This is a genomic window from Hominilimicola fabiformis (genome assembly GCF_020687385.1).
Classification (GTDB): domain Bacteria; phylum Bacillota; class Clostridia; order UBA1381; family UBA1381; genus Hominilimicola; species Hominilimicola fabiformis.
On the sequence record NZ_JAJEQM010000001.1, the window covers coordinates 66,613 to 90,017 of the forward strand.

Genomic DNA, 23,405 nt, shown 5'->3' on the forward strand with positions numbered 1-23,405 from the left:
AAAAATAATGATTTCAATAAATTTTTTAAAATTTTTTCAAAAAAAGCGGAACTTTTTCGGAAAACATACGTCTAATCTATTGTAAAACATAAAAGCATTGGTTGACATAATCAATTTGACCAAAAAATCCGTGAATTGGACATAGATTTTGTGCTAATTATAAAATTTTATGAAAAAGATCGGGTTGGCAGAAAAAAGTAGTTGACAACAGCTTTATGAAAGAGTAAAATATTCAGTAGCAGTTTTCGAATAATAGGGTAGAAGCGTTAGTTGAAAATTGTTACCGTAATATGAGTCACAAAACGGCAAAGCAGGTTGTAGCCGAGATGTGACAAGAATTACAGTTTTTTTACAACTGTAATACGTCATTGACTTATACACAGTTTGCGTGGTATAATCAATGTGTAATGTAGTTTTGTAATGCAAAGAAGGGTGCATACAAAACATTTAAGGAAACCCTTCACAAACAAAGAATCAAAAAGGGAGGATTTGAGACTATGAATAAGAATCTCAAAAAGGTAATTTCATCAGTTGCTGCTCTTACTATGGTAGCATCTTCAGTTGCCGCTTTCGCAGTTGATTTCCCTGACGTAGAATCTACAGCAAGCTACGCACAGGCTGTTCAAGAACTTTCAGCTCTTGACGTAATCAGCGGTTATGATGACGGCACATTCGGTCCGGATAAGCTTGTAACAAGAGCTGAAATCACAAAGATGATCGTTGACGCTCTTGCAGAACGTTCATCAGCAGAGGCATCAACAGAATCAACAAAGTTCGCTGATGTTTCAGCAGATCACTGGGCTAAAGGCTACATCAACCAAGGTGTTGCTAACGGTTTCATCGCAGGTATGAGCGATACAGAATTTGATCCAGACGCTAACGTTACATATGTACAGGCTCAAAAGATGCTTGTAAGTGCTATCGGTTACGAAACATATGCACAAGCTCAAGGCGGATGGCCAACAGGCTACAAGACATATGCTGCTTCACTTGATATCACAAAGGGTATCTCAGGTATCACAGACAGCACAGAACTTACAAGAGCTCAGGTTGCTCAAATGATCGACAACGCTATGGACGCTCCTCTTTGCGTAATCGCAAGCTGGAAGACAGAGTGGAACGGTTCAAAGACACCTAATCTTGAAGTAAGAGACGGTAAAGAAGGCAGAGCATACGAAACTCTATTCACAGAAAAGCATGACGCATACAAAGTATACGGTCGTGTAACAGAAACAAGCAAGACTGGTTCAGTTGATACTGACAAGGTTACATTCCAAGTTGAAAAAGCTGACAACTTCGACGATGAAGAAGTTAAGGCAGATTCACCTGTTTCAGAAGATATGTACATCGGCGATTCAAAGGCTGATAACTACCTAAGAACATATTCTCAGGCACTTATCCAAAAGAATGACGATGATGAATTCACAATTCTTTCAATCGCTGCTGCTGCTGCAAACAAGAGCGTAACAGTTGCTTCAGAAGACTTTGATGAAAACAAGTCAACAGACGAAGCTCTTTACTTCTTCCCGGCAGGTACAACAAAGGGTTCAACAAAGTATCAACTTGATACAACAAACGGCGTTACAATCTATATCAACGGCGTTGAATCATCAAAATCTATTGCAGAGCTAAGAGATTATCTTGATAAGAACGAAACAGCATCTGTAACACTTCAAAAGGAAACAGAAACTGGTTCAACAAGCACATCAGCTAAGTATAACACAATCATGGTATCTTCATATGTAACAGCTATTGTTGATGAAGTTATCGACAAGACAAACGAAACATCAGTAAACTTCGATACATATTCATCAGGTATCCAAGCTAAGATGACAGTAAACAAGGATGATGATAACTACACATATTCATTCAAACTTGACGGTAAAGATATCGAAGCTAAAGATCTTCAACAAAACGACGTACTTAACATTTCATACGATACAACAGGTTCATTCAAGGATTCAAGCTTCTATGATGTAATCGTTACAAGAAACGTTGTTGACGGCGTTAAGTGCACAAGCATTAACGATTCAAAGGGTGAATACACAATCGGCGGTACAAAGTATAAGGCTGCTGAAGGTATGGATATCGATGTTGAAACATCAACAGAATATAGCCTATACCTTGATCACTTCGGCAGAATCGCTAAGGCTGACGAAAACTCAGTATCAAAGAACTACGGCGTATTGAAGAACATCTACAAGAAGGCCGGCGGCGACTACATGGCTCAAATCATTACTAAGAAAGGTACTGAAGAAGAGTACAAAGTAGACAGCGATAAGGTTAATGAATATGCAACATACTTGAAGTATGCTACATTCTATTCAGATGCTAAAAAGGAAAATAAGATAGATACAACAACAAAAGATTGGCAATCAAAGGTAGTAGCTTTTGATGAACCTAAATATAGCACATCACAACCTAAGTCAGTTGCTTATCCGGAACAGGTTGTAGAATATTCAGTAAGCTCATCTTCAAACAAGATCACAATTAAGAATGGTGGCGTAATCGCTCCAACAGCTGCTGATGCTGAATACAAAGAATCAGGTAACAAGATTGGTTCAGTTAAGATGGCTGACTCAACAGTAATCCTTGACCTATCAGAAGTTGATACAAAGGATTCATATTCAGTTGTTTCATCTCTAAATGACGGTAGCAACTATGTGGCTTACGGTTATGATAAGTCTAAGTCAGACAACACATACAGATTCGTAATCATTACAGAAGGTACATCAAGCGTATTCAATTCAGAAACACAGCTTGCTATCTTCAACGGTAGTGAAGTAATCGACAAAGACGGCGATAAGACAGCTTACAACTTGGTTGTAAACGGTGAAGAAAAGCAATTCGTTCTTGATGATGACGTTGTAATCACAGGTAACGCTGGTAAAACAGTTGCAGAAGACGCATTTGACGAAGGTGACGTACTTGTTTACGCTACTAACTCAGAAGGCTACATCTCAAGAATCTACTCAGTATTCGCTGCTCAGAATGTTCTAAACGGTTCATCATTTGAAGACTTTAGAACTAACGCATTCAAGAAGCAATCATCAGTTCTTGCAGATACAAAGTTCGCTGATCTTCTATCAGATGATGACAACGATGTAAACGTTGTATTCGGTCCTGTTGTTGATAAGAGCGGTAGCAACATCACAATCGGTACAGTTACAACAAATGCTGAGGGTAAGTATGTAGTAAACTATGACGAAGGTCTTGAAGTAAACTACAGCAACGCTAAGATCTACACATATGACTTCGCAGCAAGATCAGATAACTCAAGAGTTCTTCTTGACGAAGGTATTGCATCAACACCTGACGTTAAGGCTGCTAAGACAACAGTAGGTGGTCAAGATATTCTTAACCTTGAACACGAAGATGTTATCGACGATGTAGTATTCGCAGTAGTTAGAACTACAGATAAGGACGAAGCTCAAGAAATCTACCTAATCGTTAATAACGACTAATTCTTAAATAAGAATTTTAAAAGAAGCGGTTTATACCGCTTCTTTTTTTGCTAAAATCTTGCATATACCATTAATGAATGATATAATAAAACTATTATACAAAACAAATAAGAGGTAAATTATGATTCCTGTTGAAAAAAATAAAGAGTACGTTGCTTGTATAGATTCTGTTTCTTCGGACGGTAACGGAGTTGCGCATATAGACGGATTTGCGGTTTTTGTACCGCAAACGGTGGACGGCGATAAAATTAAAATGCTTGTTGTCAAAGTGCAGAAAAATTTTGCATACGGTAAGGCGTTGGAGATTACAGAACCGTCGGATAAACGTTGTGAGCCTATGTGCCAACATTATAAAAGGTGTGGCGGTTGCCAAATTCGTCATATAAAGTATGACGCACAGCTTGATATAAAACGTGATATTGTTGAGAATGCGATGCAGAGAATAGGCAAGTTTGAGAATTTTAAGGTTGACGGAATTGTCGGTATGGATGTGCCGGAACGGTATAGAAATAAAATGGTTTTTCCTGTCGGAAATGTGTATGGTAAAAATGTTTGCGGTTTCTACGCAATGCGAAGTCATGACATTATTCCGCTTGATGATTGCAGCCTTGGTGATGAAATTAATAAGGAAATAAATGATGCGGTAATTGATTATATGAATGAAAATAATGTCAGTGCATATGATGAAAGGTCGCATAAAGGCATTGTCAGACGAGTGTTTACTCGTAAATCGTTTTCTGCAAATGAGATTATGGTTGTCGTTTCCGTTAATGCAAAAAGTTTGCCGAAACGTGAAAAACTGATTTCAAAATTGAGAAATGTTTCGGATAGAATTGTAAGCATAGTGCTGAATATTAATACTAAGAGAAATAATCTTGTGCTTACGGAGGAAAATGTAATTCTTTGGGGTAAGGATAGGATTTCAGATACACTTTGTGGAGTAAAATTTGATATTTCCCCTCAAAGCTTTTTTCAAATCAATCCGGTACAGACCGAAAAACTGTATAGTAAAGCTTTGGAGTATGCGGATATTGATGAAAATACAAGCGTGATGGATATTTATTGCGGTATCGGTACAATTTCGCTGTGTGCCGCTAAAAACGCAAAAAGCGTTGTAGGTGTAGAAATTGTTGAACGTGCAATCGAAGACGCAAAAGAAAATGCAGTGAAAAACGGTATTGAGAACGCAATTTTTTACGCAGACAGCGCAGAAAATATCGTTCCGAAATTGATAGAAAAAGGCGAACGGCCGGACGTGGTTATTCTCGATCCGCCGCGTAAGGGCAGTGATGAATCAACACTCACAGCAATAATTAAAGCACAACCCAAACGTGTAGTGTACGTTTCCTGTAACCCCGCCACCCTCGCCAGAGATGCACGTTTTCTTAACGATAATGGCTATACCATAACCGCCACCACCGCTTTCGACCTGTTCCCACATACAAGTCATGTGGAGACGGTAGTACTGCTTTCCCACAAAAAGCCAGACGGACATATCAACATAAAAGTTGAGTTTGGTGAGGGTGAGGGAAAAGTTCCGCTTGATAATATCGCTAAAAGAGCCGAAGAATACAAGCCCAAGGAACGAGTGACCTACAAAATGATAAAGGAGTACATAGAAGCTAAATATGGCTTCAAGGTACATACCGCATATATCGCAGAGGTAAAGAGAGATTTAGGCTTGCCGATGTACGATGCTCCTAATGCGGTAGAAGAATTGAAACAGCCGAGGAAGCATCCGACAGCGGAAAAGGTAGAAGCAATCAAAGATGCTTTGAAATATTTTGGGGTTATTTAATAGGTAGCCTGTTTATAGAATATCACATGGATTAGTAAAGCAAATAAATGATGGAAAGGGTGAGGATTATGGGTGGAAAAGAAGCATCACGGGGATTTTTATACCAGGGGTTTGCTTCAGTATTAGAGGCCTTAACTGATAAAGGTAACTGGGATAAGATATATGTCGAATTTCCAACATCAAATGATAAGGTTGATATAGCATTAGAGCAGCAAAATCAAATTGTTAAATGCATACAAGTAAAATCAACGATAAATACTTTTACCAAATCAGACATCAAAATATGGCTAGATGACCTTATAAAGGATATAGAAAGTCCTGAATATGAATTATTTTTAATCGGGCAATGTGATAAGTCCGCCAATACATTTATAAAGTCAATCGAAAAGTATTATGGGAAAGTGCTTGATAAAGAAGCAAAATCGTCGCTAAATGGGTTTGATACAGATTTGCTTGATAATAAGAGAATACGGTTTTTTATTTTGCCGTTTGAAATAGAAGTTTTAGAAAAAATTGTAAGAGATTCGTTGCATCAGTATATTTCAGATAGCAATCAAATGATGACGTTTGACCAAATTAGGTTTATTGCTTCAGCGACTGTAAATGATCAGATGATTTCTTCAACACATGGTAAAGGTATTGATAGAAAAGACTTTGATGGAGAAATGGAAAAACGCATTTTTCTTGTTGCCGATAAGTATTCCCCTAAAAGAATATCTATTGGTGTGAAAAGCTTTACCCGTGGAGCAGAAAACTTGGAAAAAGACACAGAGAGTTGTTTATCATTCATTAATAAGTTTGATGGTCGCAATATAAAGGGTGAATACGATTGGAACAAAGATATTTATAGAAATTTGGAGGAATTTTTGCTCACAAATACAAGCAACAAGTATGCATATCAAATATTTTTAGATACACATGCGTCTATAGCCTTTGCAGCAGGAAGAATTCTTGATAGCAAATCAGGTATCAACGTATTTCCGATACAAAAATCGTCGACCAATGGCACTGTATTATGGGATGTGAAACTGTCATCTAAAAGGAACTATACTAATTGGGATATTTCCCACGAAAAGTTTAATGAGAATCAATATGATTCTGCATTAGTATTAAATGTCACTCGTAACATTTACAATGACGTGGTAAAATTCATAAAAGAAAACAATCTATCAATTGGATTTATCATTAATTGTACGCCAAGCGATGTTGGTGCTACAAATTTTTCGATAGAAGATGGAACACATGCAACTGCTTTAGCTAATTCAGTTTATAACGCTATTGGCAGAAGAAGCACTGTGGAACGGCGTGCAACACTACATATTTTTGCTGCTGCTCCAAATGCATTTATGTTTTTCTTAGGTCAAAATTCAGTTGGATTTGGCAAATGTATTCTATATGAATATGATTTTGAGCAAAGGAATTCTTGTACGTATTCACAATCAATAAGTTTTACTAATTAAGGGAGGATTATTTATGTCTACTGTACCGTCATATTTTAAAGATTTTCTATCTAATATTCGTTTGTCTGACAATCAAGTGAAGGATTTGAAAACAGGGCATACGACATTAAGAAGGAGATTAGAGGAAGATGAAACATTATCAAAGATTATTATTAGTACTTTCTTACAGGGAAGTTACCGACGTTCCACAGCAGTAAAACCCAAAAACGGCAATAAATCAGATGTCGATGTAATTGTTGTAACGAAATTAGACTCTGAAGAGTTTACACCAGAGGAGGCTTTGGATTTATTTGTTCCATTTTTAGAAAAACATTATAAAGACAAATATAGAATTCAAGGCAGGTCAATTGGTATAAGTTTAAGTTATGTTGATTTGGATATCGTACCTACTTCTGCACCTGGTGAAAGCGAAACAGGAGTACTTCAAGATGAGGCGATTATTTCGGAATATACAATTGAAGATTTCCAACAAAAGTTACTTACAAAATCGTTCAATAATGACTTACTTAAAAGTGCATATAACATATTTTATAAATCAGATAACGAACCTCAATGGAAATCCGAACCGTTGCTAATTCCTGACCGTGAAGCGGAAAAATGGGATAAAACACATCCACTTGAGCAAATTCGATGGACAGTTGAAAAAAACAAGAATTGCAATACCCACTATATAAATGTTGTTAAGGCATTGAAGTGGTGGCGCAAAACACAATATCCAGATATGAAACATCCCAAGAGTTATCCGTTGGAACATTTTATTGGTGATTGTTGTCCAGATGATATTAAAAGTGTTGCCGAAGGTGTTGTATTAACTCTTGAAAATATCGTTTCCCAATACACTAATAAACCTTTTTTAGCTGATAGAGGCGTTCCTGAACATGATGTTTTTGCACGAATTACAGATGAAGAATATTCTGATTTCTACGATACGGTTTGTGATGCTGCTAAAATAGCTCGTGAAGCTTTTGATTGTGAAGAATTATATGATAGTGTTTGCAAATGGAGAGAGCTATTTGGTAATGAATTTCCACCAGCTCCAAAGCCATCAAAATCTAATTCTTCAACGGGATTTACAACCCGTACTGAAAAATCGGCAGCCATTCCAGAAGGAAGATTTGCATAGATGGAGTCAAAACAAATCCTTGATAAATTAAATCAGGCTCGAAGGGCTTTAGATTCATTATCTCAAGTTGAGATAATGGATGAGTGGCAATTTGATAATGAATTAAATGTTTGGTATTTACACTTAAGTATTGTGATTGAATGTGAAACACCATATTTCCCTCAGAAATCTCAATGGTTTTTCGTTGTTGGATCCGAATACCCAAAGGGAAAAATTAAAGTATATCCAGACGTCGAAAACAGTATAATGGTTACATTGTATCATCAAGCTAACAACTCCAAAATTGAAAGAAACGGATTGTGGAGAAAAGGAGCATTATGCCTTGAGGTGAATACAATACCTAATTATCAATCGGAACCATATAGTGTAGATGAACGCTTGTTGTATCATGCAAAACGAGCAATTTGTTGGCTAGAGCTAGCGGCAAAAGGAAAATTAGTTACAGAAAGCGAGCCATTTGAACTGCCCGAATTTTCTATGAGCAATATTTTAGAAATGCAGTTTGCTTTCTCGGAAGATGTGGTTACCTTCATGCAATGGGAGAGTGTCGAATGTCGGTATGGAATAGCAGAATTAGATGTGTATAAAAGTAAACCATTTGTATACTATGTTAAGGTGTTTAAATCGCTAAGTAACAACATCCAGCATTATACAGAATGGGGAAAATATCTTTCAAAAACAACTATATCACCTCCAATCATTGCCCCGTGGATACTTATGAATCAGATCCCAGTTGTTAATGAGTGGCAAGCACCAGAAACATTTGGCGAATTGTTAGTTGCCTGTGAAAAACAACATATTAATATAAAGTGTATCCTTCAAAATATTGTCTCAAAAATTCGGGACGGAAAACGGCATTTGCTTTTAATTGGTTTCCCTGTTCCCCGAATTTTTGGTGGAGACCCCGAGATAATTTCTTGGAAAGCTCTGTATTTACCGACTGTATCATATGGCAAAAGGACAGCAAAAGGATTCAGAAATAATCAACAGGGATGGTGGATGCGTGATAGATGTGAGGTATTCACTAAAAATGCAAAATTGGATTGGATTGTTTCAGAAAATTGGAACCAACACGAAATATCTCAACGAGGTAAAATGAGCGACCTGTTACTAAGAAAAAGAATATTGCTCATTGGAGCAGGTTGCATTGGAGCATCAATCGCAGAAATATTTGTAAGAGCAGGAGTGTATAATATTACTATTGCAGATTCAGATATATTTGAAGTCGGGAACTTATCCCGCCATATCTTAAATCTAAATAATATTGGTGAATTTAAAGAATTATCGGTATGTAATTATCTTAACTCCCTAAATCCACACGCAAATGTTAAAGTTATAAATGATACTCTTTCAAATGATGACTCTTTTAAAACAAATATTGATTTGGATAGATATGATGTTATTGTTGATTGTACTGGGGAAAATAATGTACTTGATATTCTTCAAAGAACTAATTTTAAGAGAACCCATATTATAGCTTCAGTCTCTGTTGGATTGGGTGCAAAACGATTATATGTTACACTGATGAATGGTAACACTTTTAATTTTAATGCTTTTTATAATTTGATTTCCCCGTACCTACAGGCAGAAAAAGTCTTATATGATGATTACGACTTGCCAAGGAATGGAATTGGTTGCTGGCATCCGACTTTTCCTGGAAGAAGTGATGATATTTGGATTGCTGCTGCAACTTCCGTGAAGGTAATTGAAAATTACATTATATCAAAATCTCAAAAGACGCTTTCACTCATTTACGAGCAAAAAGAGAGCGATGGGATATTTGAAAGCTATGAGATGGTGGAGAAAAGAGAGAATGGATAATTTGCTTTTTCAAGATAAGAATCAATCATATAGTGTAAAGTTCGACACAAAGGCTTATGAACAAATGCTTTATTATTGTGCTATTTCTAATCCTTATGAAACAGGGGGCATTTTAATTGGAAATTATTCTTCCAACCAAGCAATAGCCAACATTTTGCAAATAACACCACCACCCAAAAATTCTAGACATTCAAAGTGTACTTTTTATAGGGGTATAGATGGATTGAAAAGAATTTTAGACTTGGCATGGGACCAAGGCCAGTATTATTTAGGAGAGTGGCACTATCATCCAAATGCATCGTCGGCACCAAGTAATATTGATAAAAATCAAATGATAGTTTTATCTCAAGACCAAAAACTAAAATGTCCAGAACCTATATTAATTATTGTTGGAGGTTATCAAGACAGTTGGAATATAAATGCTCGGTTATTTGTTAATAAGCAAGAAATTATTCTCAATAAGCGGTAGCACTAGCCTCTTGATAAGACGCAGATTTTTGTGTCAAATTATAAGCTGTACTTGTCGAGTGAGGAAGAATTATTACGAGGATTGAAACAGGAGTATCAATCGTTAGAAGCGGAAAAGATGGAAGAAGATAATGATACTGAAGTAATGAAAAAAAGTAATTGTGCCATAGGCTGTTGCACAATTAGTATGGCGCAAAATTAGTACCATCCATGATTTTGTGGGAAAAGGCTGCACGAACGGTATTAGTACTGTAAAAATATTGCCCAGATATCCATAGTTTTGTGGGGATATAATTTGAATTTATACGCATGTCGAAACGGTTTGTTTAATGTCAAAATAACGGAATTTAAACATAAAATTGAATGAATTTTTACAATACAATAATCTTTAAGATCAATTCAATTCCACTCCTATAATTGTTTATAATGTATAAAAAAATGTTACTATTGTTGTTGAAAATATGGATATTTATGCAAAATATTGACAAAATTTATTATATAATGTATAATAATAAAAAATAGATACAATATCATCATTATGTTTGAATATTTTAGAGGAGGGTTTTATATGTATTGTAGAAATTGTGGGGAACAAATAGATTCAAATGCTGCTATTTGTGTTAAATGTGGATTTGCAAAGGGGACTGGTGTAAAATATTGCGCGAACTGCGGAAAAGAAGTTGTACCGGGTGCAAATGTCTGTACAAACTGCGGATTTGCTATAGATAATACTCCAAATATTAATCCGGAAACTCAAAAGTCAAAAATGACAGCGGGTCTTTTAGGAATTTTCCTTGGTGGATTGGGTATTCATAATTTTTATCTTGGATATACAGGTAAGGCTATTGCTCAAATTGCATTATCAATCTGTTTCGGTGCAGGAGCTATTTGGGGACTTATTGAAGGAATTATGATTTTGACGGGTAAAATTAATAAAGATGCTAACGGAGTTCCTCTTAAGGAATGATGAATAAGTCGATGAACAAACAGAGTTTCAAATTAAAATGGGACTCTGTTTTTTTACACAAAGAAAAGCTCGTGGAAAAACCGCTTTTAAAGATGTTATATATGGCGGTAGTACTTACCTTGCTGGCATTTCTCTATATCTCGGGTGTGGGCTGTGTTTGGCGATTCCTTTTTCATTATCCTTGTCCGGGGTGTGGAATAACCCGTGCTTGTGTGGCTTTGGTGCATGGTGACTTTAAAGCGGCATTTGAATATAATTATATGTTTATAAGCTTGCCGATTATTTTTGCATATATTCTGTTTGACGGCAGAATATTTAAATCCAAAAAAATTGATTATACAATATTATCAATTATAATGTTTGGTTTTTTAATACATTGGATATTGACTTTATGCAACTAATAAACAATCCCAATGCAATGCATTGGGATTGTTTATTTTTAATCTCTGCTGTCAAGAGGAACATATTCTTTGTGAGGTGCGATACTTTTATATGCGGGACGAATGATTTTACCCGGATTGACAAGTTCCTCAATTCTGTGAGCCGACCAACCTGCAATTCTTGCGATTGCGAACATAGGTGTATACAATTCCATCGGCAAGTCAAGCATACTGTAAACGAAGCCCGAATAAAAGTCCACGTTTGCACTGACGCCTTTATACATTTTGCGTTCACTTGCGATGACCTGCGGAGCAAGTCGTTCAACCCTTGAATACAAATTAAATTCGTCCTCTCTGCCTTTTTCTTTTGAAAGGCTCTCAACGAATGACTTAAAAACATTCGCTCTCGGGTCGGAAAGTGAATAAACCGCGTGACCCATACCGTAAATAAGTCCAGATTTATCGAACGCTTTTTTATTAAGCAAATCAGAAAGATATTGCTCAATCTCTTTATCGTCATTCCAGTTTTTAATATTCTTTTTCATATCCTCAAACATTTGCGTAACCTTAATATTAGCGCCGCCGTGCTTAGGACCTTTCAGCGCACCCAAAGACGCGGCAACAGTTGAATAAGTATCCGTACCGCTTGAAGTGACTACGTGAGTAGTGAATGTTGAGTTGTTACCGCCACCGTGTTCGGCGTGAAGTATCAACGCAATATCAAGAATTCTCGCCTCAAGCTCTGTATATTGACTATCGTTACGCAACATATGAAGTATATTTTCCGCAGTCGAAAGCTCCGGTTTAGGTGCATGAACGATAAAACTGTCGTTTTCATGATAATACTTAAACGCCTGATAGCCGTAAACCGACAACAACGGAAATTGTGCGATTAACTGCAAACACTGTCTTAAAACATTCGGAAGTGACACATCGTCGGCTTTATCATCATAAGCATACAACGTAAGCACACCTCTTGAAAGTGCGTTCATCATATCCTTACTCGGTGCTTGCATGATAATATCACGCACAAATGAAGGGGGAATAGTTCGCATATGTGAAAGTGTCTTTGTGAAAATATCAAGCTCATTTTTATTTGGAAGTTCGCCGAAAAGAAGTAAATATGTAACTTCTTCAAAGCCAAACCTTTTGTCGCGGATAAAACCTTTAATAAGGTCCTCGACATCATAGCCGTGATAATAAAGTTTACCGTCACAAGGTTTTGATGATCCGTCAGAGAGTGTATCATAGGCATGAATTTCGCCTATTTCGGTAAGTCCGGCAAGAACACCTTTACCGTTAATGTCTCTCAACCCCCTTTTAACGTCATATTTGGTATATAACTCAGGATTAATGCTTTTATTCTTTTTACAAATTTCAAGCATTTTCATCATTTCGGGAGTAACTTCGATAGGTACAATTTTCTCTCGCATATATATTCCTCCGTTTATTTTAAATTTAGTATATGAAAAAAATTCGCTCCATATAACTTTATTAATATTATACCAGATATTTGAATATAAAACAACAAAAATTATGTAAACTTATTGTGAATTGTTGATAGGCGTGATATAATAGTAAAAAAAGATGAAAGGATAGATTTTTATGGTATATGTAATGCTTGCGGACGGTTTCGAGGAAGTTGAGGCAATCGAACCTATAGATATTTTGAAAAGAGGCGGTGTTGATGTTACAACAGTAGGTGTAAAGAGCAAGACGGTAACCGGCGCACACGGTATTGAGGTGACAGCCGATATTGAGATTAACGGGGTTGAGCCTGAAAAGATGGAACTTTTAATGTTGCCGGGAGGTATCGGTCACGAAATTCTTGACGCGTCAAACGACGTACACGGACTTTTGAATTATGCGGTTGCAAACCGTATTTATGTATCGGCAATTTGTGCCGCACCGTCAATTTTGGGTAAGAAAATGTTACTTGAGGATAAAAAAGCGACTTGTTTCCCGGGTTACGAAAAGTATCTTTACGGTGCAGACGTAAAGTCGGATAAAGTTGTTGTTGACGGTAAGTTTATAACCGGCAAGGGCGCAGGCGCGGCGGCTGATTTCGGGTTTGCCATGCTGGCTATTCTAAAGGACAAGGAAACTGCCGACAGAGTAAAGGAGACAATGCAGTATTGATTAAGGACGAGATAAGGGAAGATATGCGTGCCAAACGTCGTGCATTATCTAAGGACGAGGTTAAAATTAAAAGTGATGAAATTCGTCAAAGGCTGCTTGGGGTTGAGCGTGTGAAACAAGCCAAAACAATATGTACGTTCATATCTGCGTTTAAAGAACCTGATACCGTTGAAATAATCAAAGAACTTTGGGAACAGGACAAAAAAATTGTTGTGCCGATAACCGATATTGAGAGCGGTACGTTGTCGCTTTCGTATATAAACAGTATGGACGATATGAAAAAAGGTGCATATGGCATTTTAGAGCCGAAAACGGTACGAAAGGCTGACGAAAATAATATTGACGTTATTCTTGTACCGGGACTTGCATTTGACCGTAACGGCGGAAGAATGGGATTTGGAAAAGGGTATTACGACAGACTGCTTGAAAGCAGCAAAGCAGTGAAAATAGGGCTTTGCTATGATTTTCAGATACTTGAAAAAATACCTACGGAAATTCACGATGTTCCGATGAATTTTGTGATAACGGAAAAAGAAATTTTAGAAATCAGGTGAAAGTTATGTTGTTTGATTCTCACGCACATTATAATGATGAGAGGTTTAAAGATGATGTTGATGAAGTGCTGTCGGCGATGAATGAAAATAATGTCGGACTTATTTTAAATTCGTGTTCGTCACTTGACGAGGTGCCGGATATATTTGCGATATGTGAAAAATATCCGTTCGTCTATGCGTCGGTCGGAATACATCCGCACGAGGTTTCAGAACTTACCGAGGCGGATATGGATAAGCTGAAGGAATATGCAAAAAATCCGAAAGTTAAAGCGATAGGTGAAATAGGACTTGACTATTTTTATGATTTTTCACCGCGTGATATTCAGCAAAAGTGGTTTGCAAGACAAGTGGACGTTGCACGAGAACTTAAAATGCCGGTTGTTATACACGACAGAGAAGCGCATAAGGATTGTATGGATATTTTGCGTGAACATAAGGTGAGCGAAGTCGGAGGAGTATTCCATTGCTATGCGGGAAGTGTTGAAATGGCAAAGGAAATACTTGATTGGGGAATGTATATCGCGTTCGGCGGTTCACTTACTTTTAAAAAGTCGGTAAGACCTGTTGAAGTGGCGAAGTATGTACCGCTTGACAAAATTGTTATTGAAACCGATTCGCCGTACCTTACACCGGAACCGCACAGAGGAAAGCGAAACAGTTCGCTTTATATCCACTATGTTGCCGAAAAACTTGCGGCGGTAAAGGGTATTTCTGTTGAAGAAATCGAAAACGCAACATATGAAAATGCAAAAAAATGCTTTGGAATAAAATAATATAAAAGACAGATTACAAAAAGTAATCTGTCTTTTATATTATTCAGCTGTTTCCGGAGCAGGCTCGTCTTCAATCGCATCATATGCGGCAAGAACCTTGCTTTCGAGCATATTTCTCATATCACTGTTTATCGGATGAGCAATATCTCTGTACTCACCGTCAGGAGTTCTTCTGCTTGGCATAGCAACAAACAGCTTTTCCGGACCTTCAATAACCTTTACGTCATGGACAGCAAACGCATTGTCAAATGTAACAGATGCGACAGCTTTCATTTTTCCTTCGCTGGCTACTTTTTTAATTCTGATGTCTGTAATTTCCATGTTTTTCATCACCTTCCGACAAATTTTACTAATTTAATAATATAGCAATTCGCTCAATTTGTCAAGTGCTTTGCACAGATTTTATGGTGAAAATGGCGAAAAAATTACAAGATACGATTTTTAATTGGGCAAATTTATAAAAAAGGGTTTTCAATTTGTTGATAAAGGTATATAATTAATATATTAATATGAGATACGAGGGGATATATGATGAATAGATTTCAAATGTCTGATATAGATAAGACGGCAAATATACATTTTATCGGTATAGGCGGAATAAGTATGAGCGGTTTGGCACAAATAGTGCTTAAAGACGGCTACGGCGTTTCCGGCTCGGACTGGAATAAGAGTGCTATAACCGAAAAGCTTGAAAATATGGGTGCGGATATTGTGTACGGTCACGGTGCCGTTAACGAGGACGGCATAAATAAGGCATCGCTTGTTGTATATACGGCGGCGGCAAAAGCCGATAATCCCGAAATTGTGCTTGCAAAGGAAAAGGGCATTCGCCTTATAGACAGAGCCGAGTTTTTGGGTGCGATAATGAAAAATTACAAGCACGCTGTCGGCGTAAGCGGAACGCACGGTAAAACCACGACAACATCAATGCTTGCACACGCACTTATCGGTGCAAATCTTGACCCTACAATCAGCGTAGGCGGTGAGCTTGATTTAATCGGCGGAAATATCAGAACGGGTAAATCGGATTATTTTGTTACAGAGGCTTGTGAATACACAAACAGCTTTTTGAAATTTTATCCTACAATCGCCCTTATAACAAATGTTGAGGAAGATCATCTTGACTTCTTTTCGGGAATTGACGAGATAATCGCAAGTTTCAGACAGTTTGCGTACTTGACAAAGGATATAGGTTATGTCGTTGCAATGGGCGGAGATAAGAATGTTCAAAAAGTGCTTGAAAACGCAGATGACCTTAACATAATCACTTACGGAATGGAAAGCAAGTTTGATTATTACCCTGAAAACATTGTGTATCACGCAGGTTTTCCGAGCTTTGACGTTATGAAAAACGGTGAAAAGGTTTGTCATATAAAACTTAATGTCCCGGGCGAACACAATATTTTAAATTCGCTTGCCACGGTTGCGGTATGTAATCTTATGGGCGTTGACGCGGAAACTGCCGCAAAGGGGATTGAAACATTTAAAGGTACGCACAGACGTTTTGAGAAAAAAGGATTTTTAAACGGTGCGGTTGTGATTGACGACTATGCACACCACCCGACAGAAATAAAAGCGACACTTCACGCGGCACAAAAATTCCCGCACAATAAAGTTTGGTGCGTGTTCCAGCCACACACTTTCTCACGAACAAGAACATTGTGGGACGAATTTGTCGGTGCATTTGATGATGCGGACGAATTGATTTTGACACATATATATGCTGCACGTGAAAAGTTTGACGGTGTTACAAAACCTGAAAATCTTGCGGAGGATATTAAGAAACGCGGAGTAAATGCACAGTATATCGATAAATTCGAGGATATTGCCGAGTTTTTGAAAAAGAACGTCAAAGAGGGCGATATTGTATTTACAATGGGTGCAGGTGACGTTGTTAATATAAATAAGTTAATCGTTGAGTAACAAAAAAGACGACTGAGAAGTCGTCTTTTTTGTTGCCTCCCCTTGAGGGGAAGTGTCACGAGGTACGAGTGACGGAGAGGGCTTTACTTCGCCGCAGGTATTTTAACGGTAAATTCCGTATATTTATTCTTTTTTGAGTAAACCTTAATACTTCCTTTGCAAGCGGTTGTGATAGCTTTTGCTATTGCAAGACCAAGCCCGTAACCGCCGCTTTCTCTTGCTCTTGACTTGTCCTCACGATAGAAACGTTCAAATATTTGTTTTTGTGCGTCTTCAGAAATTCCGACACCTGTATTTCTGACTGTCAATACCGCATCAGATGATTCGTGAGTAAGAGTTATATTAATATCGCCGGATTTCGGTGTGTATTTGACTGCGTTGTCAAGAAGTATCATAACAAGCTGTTTAAGCTGTTCGGTCGAGCCGTTTACGAATAAATCGGGAGTGATGTCGTAAGTAAGGTTTACGTTGTTTTCAAAAATGACTGCCTCCATAAGAAGTATAACGCTTTCGGCTGCCTCCGAAAATGAAACCTTGCTGAAAATCACGTTTCTGTCGTCGTGGTCAATTCTTGCGAGATAAAGTAGGTCATTTGTGAGTTTTGCCATTCTTTCAGTCTCTGTTTTAATGTAATCAAGCCATTTTTTTTCTTCGCCTATAGTGTTTTCCTGATGTGACAGAAGTACGTCAACATTTGTGTTAATTGTTGTAAGCGGTGTTTTCAGTTCGTGTGACGCGTCTGCGACAAACTGTTTTTGCTTGTTGTACGATTCTTCAACCGGCTTGATTGAACGGTTTGCGGACGACAGACTGATTAAAAATGCTACCGTAAGTGCAACTACGCCGACTAAAAGAAGTATCAAAAATAAATTTCTAAGCATTGCGTGTTCGGCTTGACATTCCGTAAATGCAATTATAAAACCTGTATCAAGCGGTACAACTTTGTATGACCAGTAACCGTTTGACGAACGGATTTGTCCGTTGTCCTCCGAACCGTAAATAATATCGTTTATTTTGTCTGTATAGAAATCTTCGGTTAAATCAAACGGTGCGTTGACTTTTTCAACATTGCCGTCCGTATCGGTTGTGACAGTGAATGTAAGCGAAAATTCCTGCTTTTGTTTGTCGCTTTTGTTTATATTGTCCGCATTTGGGTCGGCTGTATTCGGATTGGGCGGTACATTGCCGTTTTGGTTGGGCGGTACATCGTCAATCGGCTTTTGCATATTGTCTTTCTGCCGCGGATTGTGGTCGGGACGAATAAATTCAATCGCTCTGTCAAGTTTTTGCGATATGCTTTTGTTTACGTTTTGAGCCGTCATAATATAAATAACGGAAAAACTCGATAAAACAAGTGCCGCAATTATGAGCGTGTTTATTATAAGAAGTTTATTTCTAAGTTTTTTAAACATACCCAAGTCCCCCTATTCGCTTAAAGTGTAGCCGACACCTCTTACGGTGTTAATGGACACCTTTGAATGTACGAACGCAAGTTTTTTGCGGAGAAATGATATATATACTTCAACGTGATTGGATTCAGCCTCAGAATCAAAACCCCATAATTTTTCTATAATCTGTTCCTTTGAACAAACTATTTCTTTGTGTAACATTAAATGTTCAAGCAGTTCGCTTTCTTTTAATGTAAGAGTTATTTCCGATGAACCTGCCGTCAGCTTTAATGAAGAAGTGTTAAGAGTTATGTCGCCGTATGAGATAGTATTTGTGTTTGAAACTATTTCACCGCGTCTGCGGCCTAATGCCCTTATTCTTGCAAGCAGTTCTTCGGTGTTAAACGGCTTTGCGAGGTAATCGTCCGCACCGCTGTCAAGTCCGAGAACTTTGTCGGAAATTTCATTTTTTGCGGTAAGAAGTATAACAGGTGTGTCAAAACCCTCTGAACGCAGGGTTTTTAAAACGGTTATACCGTCCGTTTTAGGTAACATTATATCAAGGACAATGACGTCATATATACCGCTTAATGCGTTGTCAAGTCCTGTTTCACCGTCGTTTGCAACGTCAACGGTGTAATTGTTTTTCTTTAATATATGTGACAAAGCCTCCGATAAATGAAGCTCGTCCTCTACAACAAGTATTCGCATTCGCTCACCCTCTTTTATCATTTTATGTCTATATTATAGCATAGTTTTCTTAAATGTACCTTAATTTTAAAATTTTTTTTGCGTATTATATAGTAGAAATTTCATCGGAGAAAAGTTTTCTGAAATTAATTTTACATTTTAAGGTTTATTTAAGGATTATATCGTACAATGAAATCAACGAAAGGATAAAAGAGGAGATGAGGACTTATGGCAATAGAGATTTTTAATCGTTACGAGCATAAATATAAGCTCGACACGAAAACTTTTAATAAGGTTTTGGAGATTATGGATGAGCATATGGAACTTGATTCGCATTGCGGCGAACATTCGCTTTATACCATAGCAAATATTTATTACGACACGAAAGACAATTCTCTTATAAGAGAGTCGCTTTCAAAACCGGCATATAAGGAAAAGTTAAGACTTCGTTCTTACGGTGTACCGGATATGGATTCAAAGGTGTTTCTTGAAATAAAGAAGAAATACAGAGGGCTTGTGAATAAACGCCGTACAACATTGGAACTTGGAGAGGCATATGATTTTATTGAAACAGGAGTGAAACCGGAATTACAGGATTATATGAACGGTCAGGTTTTGAATGAACTTGAATATTGCCTTAATTTGTACGACCTTGAGCCGAAAGTCTATATCGCATATGACAGATTGGCTTATTTTGAAAAAGGCAATGACGATTTGAGAATATCGTTTGATACAAACATTCGTACAAGAAGAAGTGATTTATTGCTGGAGTCGGGCGACCACGGAAAAAGACTTTTAGACAGTGACGTGTGGCTTATGGAAATAAAAACAAGTTTGGCAAAACCGTTGTGGCTTTGCGAAATGCTTTCGGAATTTGAAATTCGTTCATCAAGTTTTTCAAAATACGGTACGGAGTACAAAAATATGATGGCAAGACAAAAGGAAATGCCGAAACAAAAAATATTTGTATTCGGAAATCAAAAACAAGCAGTATAATATAGGAGGATAAAAGAGAATGGATAATTTAATAAATTCAATAACATCAACATCGGATTCAGGCATAACGCTAACCTTGTCTATGGCGATAGTCGCAATGGCGGCGGCACTTATATTCGGACTTGTTATAAGTCTTACATATATGGGTACACATAAAAATAAATATCAGCAGAGTTTTGCGATTACGCTTACAATGCTGCCGATAATTTTGACGGTTATAATTTTGTTTGTGGGAAGTAACGTGGCGAGAGCATTTTCTCTTGCGGGAACATTGTCGATTATTCGTTTCCGTTCGGCACCCGGCGATCCGGAGGATATAGGATATATTTTCTTTGATATTGCGGCAGGTCTTGCGTGCGGTGTAGGTCTTTACGGATACGGAGCATTGTTTGTTTTATTGCTTTGCCTGTTTATGATTGTGATTTCAAAAATCAAATTCGGTAAGCCTAATACGACGGCTAAAAATTTGAAAATTACCATTCCCGAAAATCTTGATTACGAGGGTATATTTGATGAAATAATCAAGAAATACTCAAAAGATTATACATTACAAAAGGTCAGAACAACAGATTTGGGCTCGCTGTATGAACTTACATATTCGGTTAATATGAATAAAGATGCCGATGAAAAGAAGTTTATTGACGAATTAAGATGCAGAAACGGTAATTTGAACATTGTATTGTCACTTGCCGCAACAGAGCTTTACGGAAAATAAAGGTTTAATAATATCCGACTGTTTTAACAAGAAATTAATCTCCCCCCTATACAGTTAAGACAGAGGATATATTAAAACGGATAATAGGGTTGGAAAAAAGTTTAAATTTTTCTAAAAAAGACTTGCAAAGTGTTTTGCAGTATGCTATAATATATTTGTAGAAAGAAATTACATTCTACCCTTTTATCCTATACATAGCAAAATGAAAAGAGCACTTATTTAGGTGCTTTTTTCATTTTTTTTTTTGGATAAATTTTTCTTTATAGGGTAAGCTAAAATAAAGGAGAGTGGCTTAACTATGGCAGGAATAATTTTCAGTATAATAGCGGGTGCGTCAATGAGTATACAGGGTGTTATGAATACACGTCTTTCGGATAAAATAGGAATATACGAATCAAACGCATTCGTTCAGGGAACGGCATTTTTATTGTCGCTTATTGCGGTGTGGATAATGGGCAAAGGCAGTTTTAAAGATATAGCGGACGTGAATAAATTCTATCTTTTGGGCGGTGTACTGGGGATAATTATAACCGTAACGGTTATGCTCGGTATAGGCAAATTAAGTCCTACGGTGGCAATTTCAATTATATTGATTTCACAGCTTTTCGTTGCGGCGTTGATTGACGCATTCGGTCTTATGGGCAGCGAAAAGGTCGCGTTTACTTGGAATAAATACATCGGAATGGCACTTATGATAGGCGGTGTGCTGTTGTTTAAATGGAAATCATAAAATATCACAACTAATTCTACGTTAATATTATGTAAAAAACACTTTTTTTTATTGCAAACGTAATACAAAATATGATATAATTTTTTTTGCATTTATGCGAAATAAAATTTATTTAAAATTTATCGGGAGGTAGAGAATTGAACAAAAATATTATTAGTCTTGAAAACATTGCCGTTTCCTTTGACGGTGAGAAGATTTTAAACGACATCAATCTTGACATTAAGGACAAAGAATTTGTAACGTTTCTCGGCCCATCGGGCTGCGGAAAGACAACCACACTTAGAATTATAGGTGGGTTTTTAAAGCCTGACAGCGGTATTGTCAGGTTTGACGGTAAGGAGATTAATAATATACCTCCTTATAAACGTAATGTTAATACGGTGTTTCAGAGATACGCGCTTTTTCCTCATTTGAATGTGTATGATAATATTGCATTCGGATTGAAGATAAAGAAATTTTCTGATAAGGAAATTCAAAAGCGTGTCGGAGCAATGCTGGAGCTTGTAAACCTTAAAGGTTTTGAAAAACGCTCAATCGACAGACTTTCCGGCGGTCAGCAGCAGAGAGTTGCCATTGCAAGGGCACTTGTCAATGAGCCGAAGGTGCTTCTTCTTGACGAGCCTTTGGGCGCGCTTGATTTGAAGCTTAGAAAAGATATGCAGATTGAATTAAAGCGTATTCAGCAAAGCCTTGAAATTACGTTTATATATGTAACACACGACCAGGAGGAGGCTCTTACAATGAGTGATACGGTCGTGGTAATGAATAACGGTGATATTCAGCAAATCGGTTCTCCGGTTGATATATATAATGAGCCTAAAAACGCATTCGTTGCCGACTTTATCGGTGAAAGCAATATCCTAAACGGTATGATGGTTAAGGATTTGCTTGTTGAGATAAACGGTCACAGATTTGAATGTGTTGATACGGGATTCGGTGAAAATAAACCTGTTGACGTTGTTATACGTCCTGAGGATATTCAGCTTGTTAAGCCTGACGATTCACATATTTCGGGTGTTGTGCAGTCTGTCACGTTTAAGGGTGTGCATTATGAAATGCTTATCGAGGCTTATGACCACGATTGGCTTGTACATTCGACAAAGGCGGCAGAAGTGGGAAGTACGGTCGGTATAAAGTTCGATCCGTATGACATACATATTATGCACAAGATGAACGATTAAGGAGGTAGAGATGATGAAAAAACTTGTTTCCGCTCCTTATCTTTTGTGGATGGCGATATTTATTATTGTTCCGCTTATAATGGTGGCATACTTTGCTTTAACCGATACAAACGGAGCATTTACGCTTGACAATCTTGCGGCGGTGTCGCAGTATTCAAATATATTTATTCGTTCAATATGGCTTGCGGCGGTCGCGACGGTGATATGTTTTATCATAGCGTATCCGCTTGCACTGATACTTGCCAATACGGATAAAAGCTATCAAAGTACGGTGCTTATGATAGTAATGCTCCCAATGTGGATGAACTTTCTTTTGAGAACGTACGCATGGATGACACTTTTGGGCAATAACGGACTTATTAACAGCTTTTTTGGGCTTTTCGGACTTGGTCCGTTTAAAATGCTGAATACATCGGGTGCGGTTGTGCTTGGTATGGTTTATAACTATTTGCCGTATATGATACTTCCGCTTTATACTGTAATGGAAAAGATAGATAAAAGCGTTATCGAGGCGGCTCACGATTTGGGCTGTAACAATGTAAAGACTATGTTCAAGGTTATTGTACCGCTGAGTATGCCCGGAATAATGTCGGGTATCACAATGGTGTTTGTGCCGGCAATCAGTACATTTATTATTTCAAGAATGCTCGGCGGCGGTTCTAACCTGCTTATCGGTGACCTTATAGAAATGCAGTTTCTCGGAAATTCGTATAATCCGAACTTAGGTGCGGCAATTTCGCTTGTGCTTATGGTTATCATTCTGCTGATTATGACAATACTTAATCAGTTTGATGATGATGAAGATAAGGTGCTTATGTAAGTTTATAAGAAAGGA

General features: G+C 37.5%; 21 protein-coding genes. 17 read left to right on the plus strand and 4 right to left on the minus strand.

Going from position 1 to position 23,405, the window contains the following annotated elements:
* Nucleotides 1-497: 497 nt before the first annotated feature.
* The 8 genes from LKE05_RS00285 (at nucleotide 498) to LKE05_RS00320 (ending at nucleotide 11,502) form a co-directional block, all read left to right on the plus strand.
* A complete protein-coding gene (locus LKE05_RS00285; protein ID WP_308455632.1) occupies nucleotides 498-3,464 on the plus strand; it encodes an S-layer homology domain-containing protein in 2,967 nt (988 codons plus the stop codon).
* A gap of 121 nt (nucleotides 3,465-3,585) precedes the next feature.
* A complete protein-coding gene (gene rlmD / locus LKE05_RS00290) occupies nucleotides 3,586-5,262 on the plus strand; it encodes a 23S rRNA (uracil(1939)-C(5))-methyltransferase RlmD (protein ID WP_308455633.1) in 1,677 nt (558 codons plus the stop codon).
* A 68-nt stretch (nucleotides 5,263-5,330) separates the two neighbouring features.
* Nucleotides 5,331-6,722, plus strand: coding sequence for an SAVED domain-containing protein (locus LKE05_RS00295; protein WP_308455634.1), 1,392 nt, complete (start codon nucleotides 5,331-5,333; stop codon nucleotides 6,720-6,722).
* Between the two features lie 13 nt (nucleotides 6,723-6,735).
* The gene (locus tag LKE05_RS00300) at nucleotides 6,736-7,845 is read left to right on the plus strand and encodes an SMODS domain-containing nucleotidyltransferase (protein WP_306777813.1); all 1,110 of its coding nucleotides are present in this window, start codon (nucleotides 6,736-6,738) and stop codon (nucleotides 7,843-7,845) included.
* Nucleotides 7,846-9,666, plus strand: a complete 1,821-nt coding sequence (locus LKE05_RS00305; protein WP_308455635.1) for a ThiF family adenylyltransferase — start codon at nucleotides 7,846-7,848, stop codon at nucleotides 9,664-9,666. It abuts the gene before it with no gap.
* Nucleotides 9,659-10,135, plus strand: coding sequence for a M67 family metallopeptidase (locus tag LKE05_RS00310; protein ID WP_308455636.1), 477 nt, complete (start codon nucleotides 9,659-9,661; stop codon nucleotides 10,133-10,135). Before LKE05_RS00305 ends, LKE05_RS00310 begins: the two co-directional genes overlap by 8 nt.
* Before the next feature lie 567 nt (nucleotides 10,136-10,702).
* Nucleotides 10,703-11,101: an NINE protein gene (locus tag LKE05_RS00315; protein ID WP_308455637.1), complete on the plus strand. Its 399-nt coding sequence runs from the start codon at nucleotides 10,703-10,705 to the stop codon at nucleotides 11,099-11,101.
* A 101-nt stretch (nucleotides 11,102-11,202) separates the two neighbouring features.
* Entirely contained in the window at nucleotides 11,203-11,502 is a 300-nt protein-coding gene (locus LKE05_RS00320; RefSeq protein WP_308455638.1) for a DUF2752 domain-containing protein, read from the plus strand.
* 38 nt (nucleotides 11,503-11,540) lie between these two features.
* On the opposite strand, the gene LKE05_RS00325 is transcribed toward LKE05_RS00320, so the two are convergent.
* Complete coding sequence (locus LKE05_RS00325; protein ID WP_308455639.1) at nucleotides 11,541-12,914, minus strand: citrate/2-methylcitrate synthase; 1,374 nt, start codon at nucleotides 12,912-12,914, stop codon at nucleotides 11,541-11,543.
* A 172-nt stretch (nucleotides 12,915-13,086) separates the two neighbouring features.
* Between LKE05_RS00325 and LKE05_RS00330 the strand changes: the two genes are divergently transcribed.
* The 3 genes from LKE05_RS00330 to LKE05_RS00340 are packed head-to-tail and all read left to right on the plus strand — an operon-like array spanning nucleotide 13,087 to nucleotide 14,947.
* Nucleotides 13,087-13,620: a DJ-1 family glyoxalase III gene (locus LKE05_RS00330; protein ID WP_022229665.1), complete on the plus strand. Its 534-nt coding sequence runs from the start codon at nucleotides 13,087-13,089 to the stop codon at nucleotides 13,618-13,620.
* Complete coding sequence (locus LKE05_RS00335; protein ID WP_308455640.1) at nucleotides 13,617-14,174, plus strand: 5-formyltetrahydrofolate cyclo-ligase; 558 nt, start codon at nucleotides 13,617-13,619, stop codon at nucleotides 14,172-14,174. The genes LKE05_RS00330 and LKE05_RS00335 overlap by 4 nt, the downstream gene beginning before the upstream one ends.
* A gap of 5 nt (nucleotides 14,175-14,179) precedes the next feature.
* Nucleotides 14,180-14,947: a TatD family hydrolase gene (locus LKE05_RS00340; RefSeq protein WP_308455641.1), complete on the plus strand. Its 768-nt coding sequence runs from the start codon at nucleotides 14,180-14,182 to the stop codon at nucleotides 14,945-14,947.
* Nucleotides 14,948-14,986: 39 nt separating this feature from the next.
* Here the strand turns inward: LKE05_RS00340 and spoVG are convergent, their stop codons facing one another.
* Nucleotides 14,987-15,268 carry a septation regulator SpoVG gene (gene spoVG, locus LKE05_RS00345; RefSeq protein WP_117968249.1) on the minus strand — a complete coding sequence of 94 codons (282 nt, stop codon included), beginning with the start codon at nucleotides 15,266-15,268 and terminating at the stop codon, nucleotides 14,987-14,989.
* Nucleotides 15,269-15,478: 210 nt separating this feature from the next.
* Between spoVG and murC the strand changes: the two genes are divergently transcribed.
* Nucleotides 15,479-16,870 (plus strand): UDP-N-acetylmuramate--L-alanine ligase, encoded by a 1,392-nt coding sequence (murC, locus tag LKE05_RS00350; protein ID WP_373367863.1) that lies wholly within the window; start codon nucleotides 15,479-15,481, stop codon nucleotides 16,868-16,870.
* 83 nt (nucleotides 16,871-16,953) lie between these two features.
* Here murC and LKE05_RS00355 read toward each other — a convergent pair whose 3' ends face one another.
* Both LKE05_RS00355 and LKE05_RS00360 read right to left on the minus strand, forming a co-directional pair.
* A complete protein-coding gene (locus LKE05_RS00355) occupies nucleotides 16,954-18,282 on the minus strand; it encodes a sensor histidine kinase (protein ID WP_308455642.1) in 1,329 nt (442 codons plus the stop codon).
* 12 nt (nucleotides 18,283-18,294) lie between these two features.
* Nucleotides 18,295-18,969, minus strand: coding sequence for a response regulator transcription factor (locus LKE05_RS00360; RefSeq protein WP_308455643.1), 675 nt, complete (start codon nucleotides 18,967-18,969; stop codon nucleotides 18,295-18,297).
* Between the two features lie 207 nt (nucleotides 18,970-19,176).
* Between LKE05_RS00360 and LKE05_RS00365 the strand changes: the two genes are divergently transcribed.
* The 5 genes from LKE05_RS00365 to LKE05_RS00385 all read left to right on the plus strand — a co-directional run bounded on the left by LKE05_RS00365 (nucleotide 19,177) and on the right by LKE05_RS00385 (nucleotide 23,390).
* On the plus strand, nucleotides 19,177-19,944 hold the full coding sequence (locus LKE05_RS00365; protein ID WP_308455644.1) for a polyphosphate polymerase domain-containing protein: 768 nt from the start codon (nucleotides 19,177-19,179) through the stop codon (nucleotides 19,942-19,944).
* Between the two features lie 19 nt (nucleotides 19,945-19,963).
* Entirely contained in the window at nucleotides 19,964-20,659 is a 696-nt protein-coding gene (locus LKE05_RS00370; protein WP_308455645.1) for a DUF4956 domain-containing protein, read from the plus strand.
* A gap of 298 nt (nucleotides 20,660-20,957) precedes the next feature.
* A complete protein-coding gene (locus LKE05_RS00375) occupies nucleotides 20,958-21,389 on the plus strand; it encodes a DMT family transporter (protein ID WP_308455646.1) in 432 nt (143 codons plus the stop codon).
* A gap of 137 nt (nucleotides 21,390-21,526) precedes the next feature.
* Nucleotides 21,527-22,570 (plus strand): spermidine/putrescine ABC transporter ATP-binding protein, encoded by a 1,044-nt coding sequence (potA, locus tag LKE05_RS00380; RefSeq protein WP_117968254.1) that lies wholly within the window; start codon nucleotides 21,527-21,529, stop codon nucleotides 22,568-22,570.
* Nucleotides 22,571-22,580: 10 nt separating this feature from the next.
* Complete coding sequence (locus tag LKE05_RS00385) at nucleotides 22,581-23,390, plus strand: ABC transporter permease (protein WP_147514000.1); 810 nt, start codon at nucleotides 22,581-22,583, stop codon at nucleotides 23,388-23,390.
* The last annotated feature ends 15 nt before the right edge of the window (nucleotides 23,391-23,405 follow it).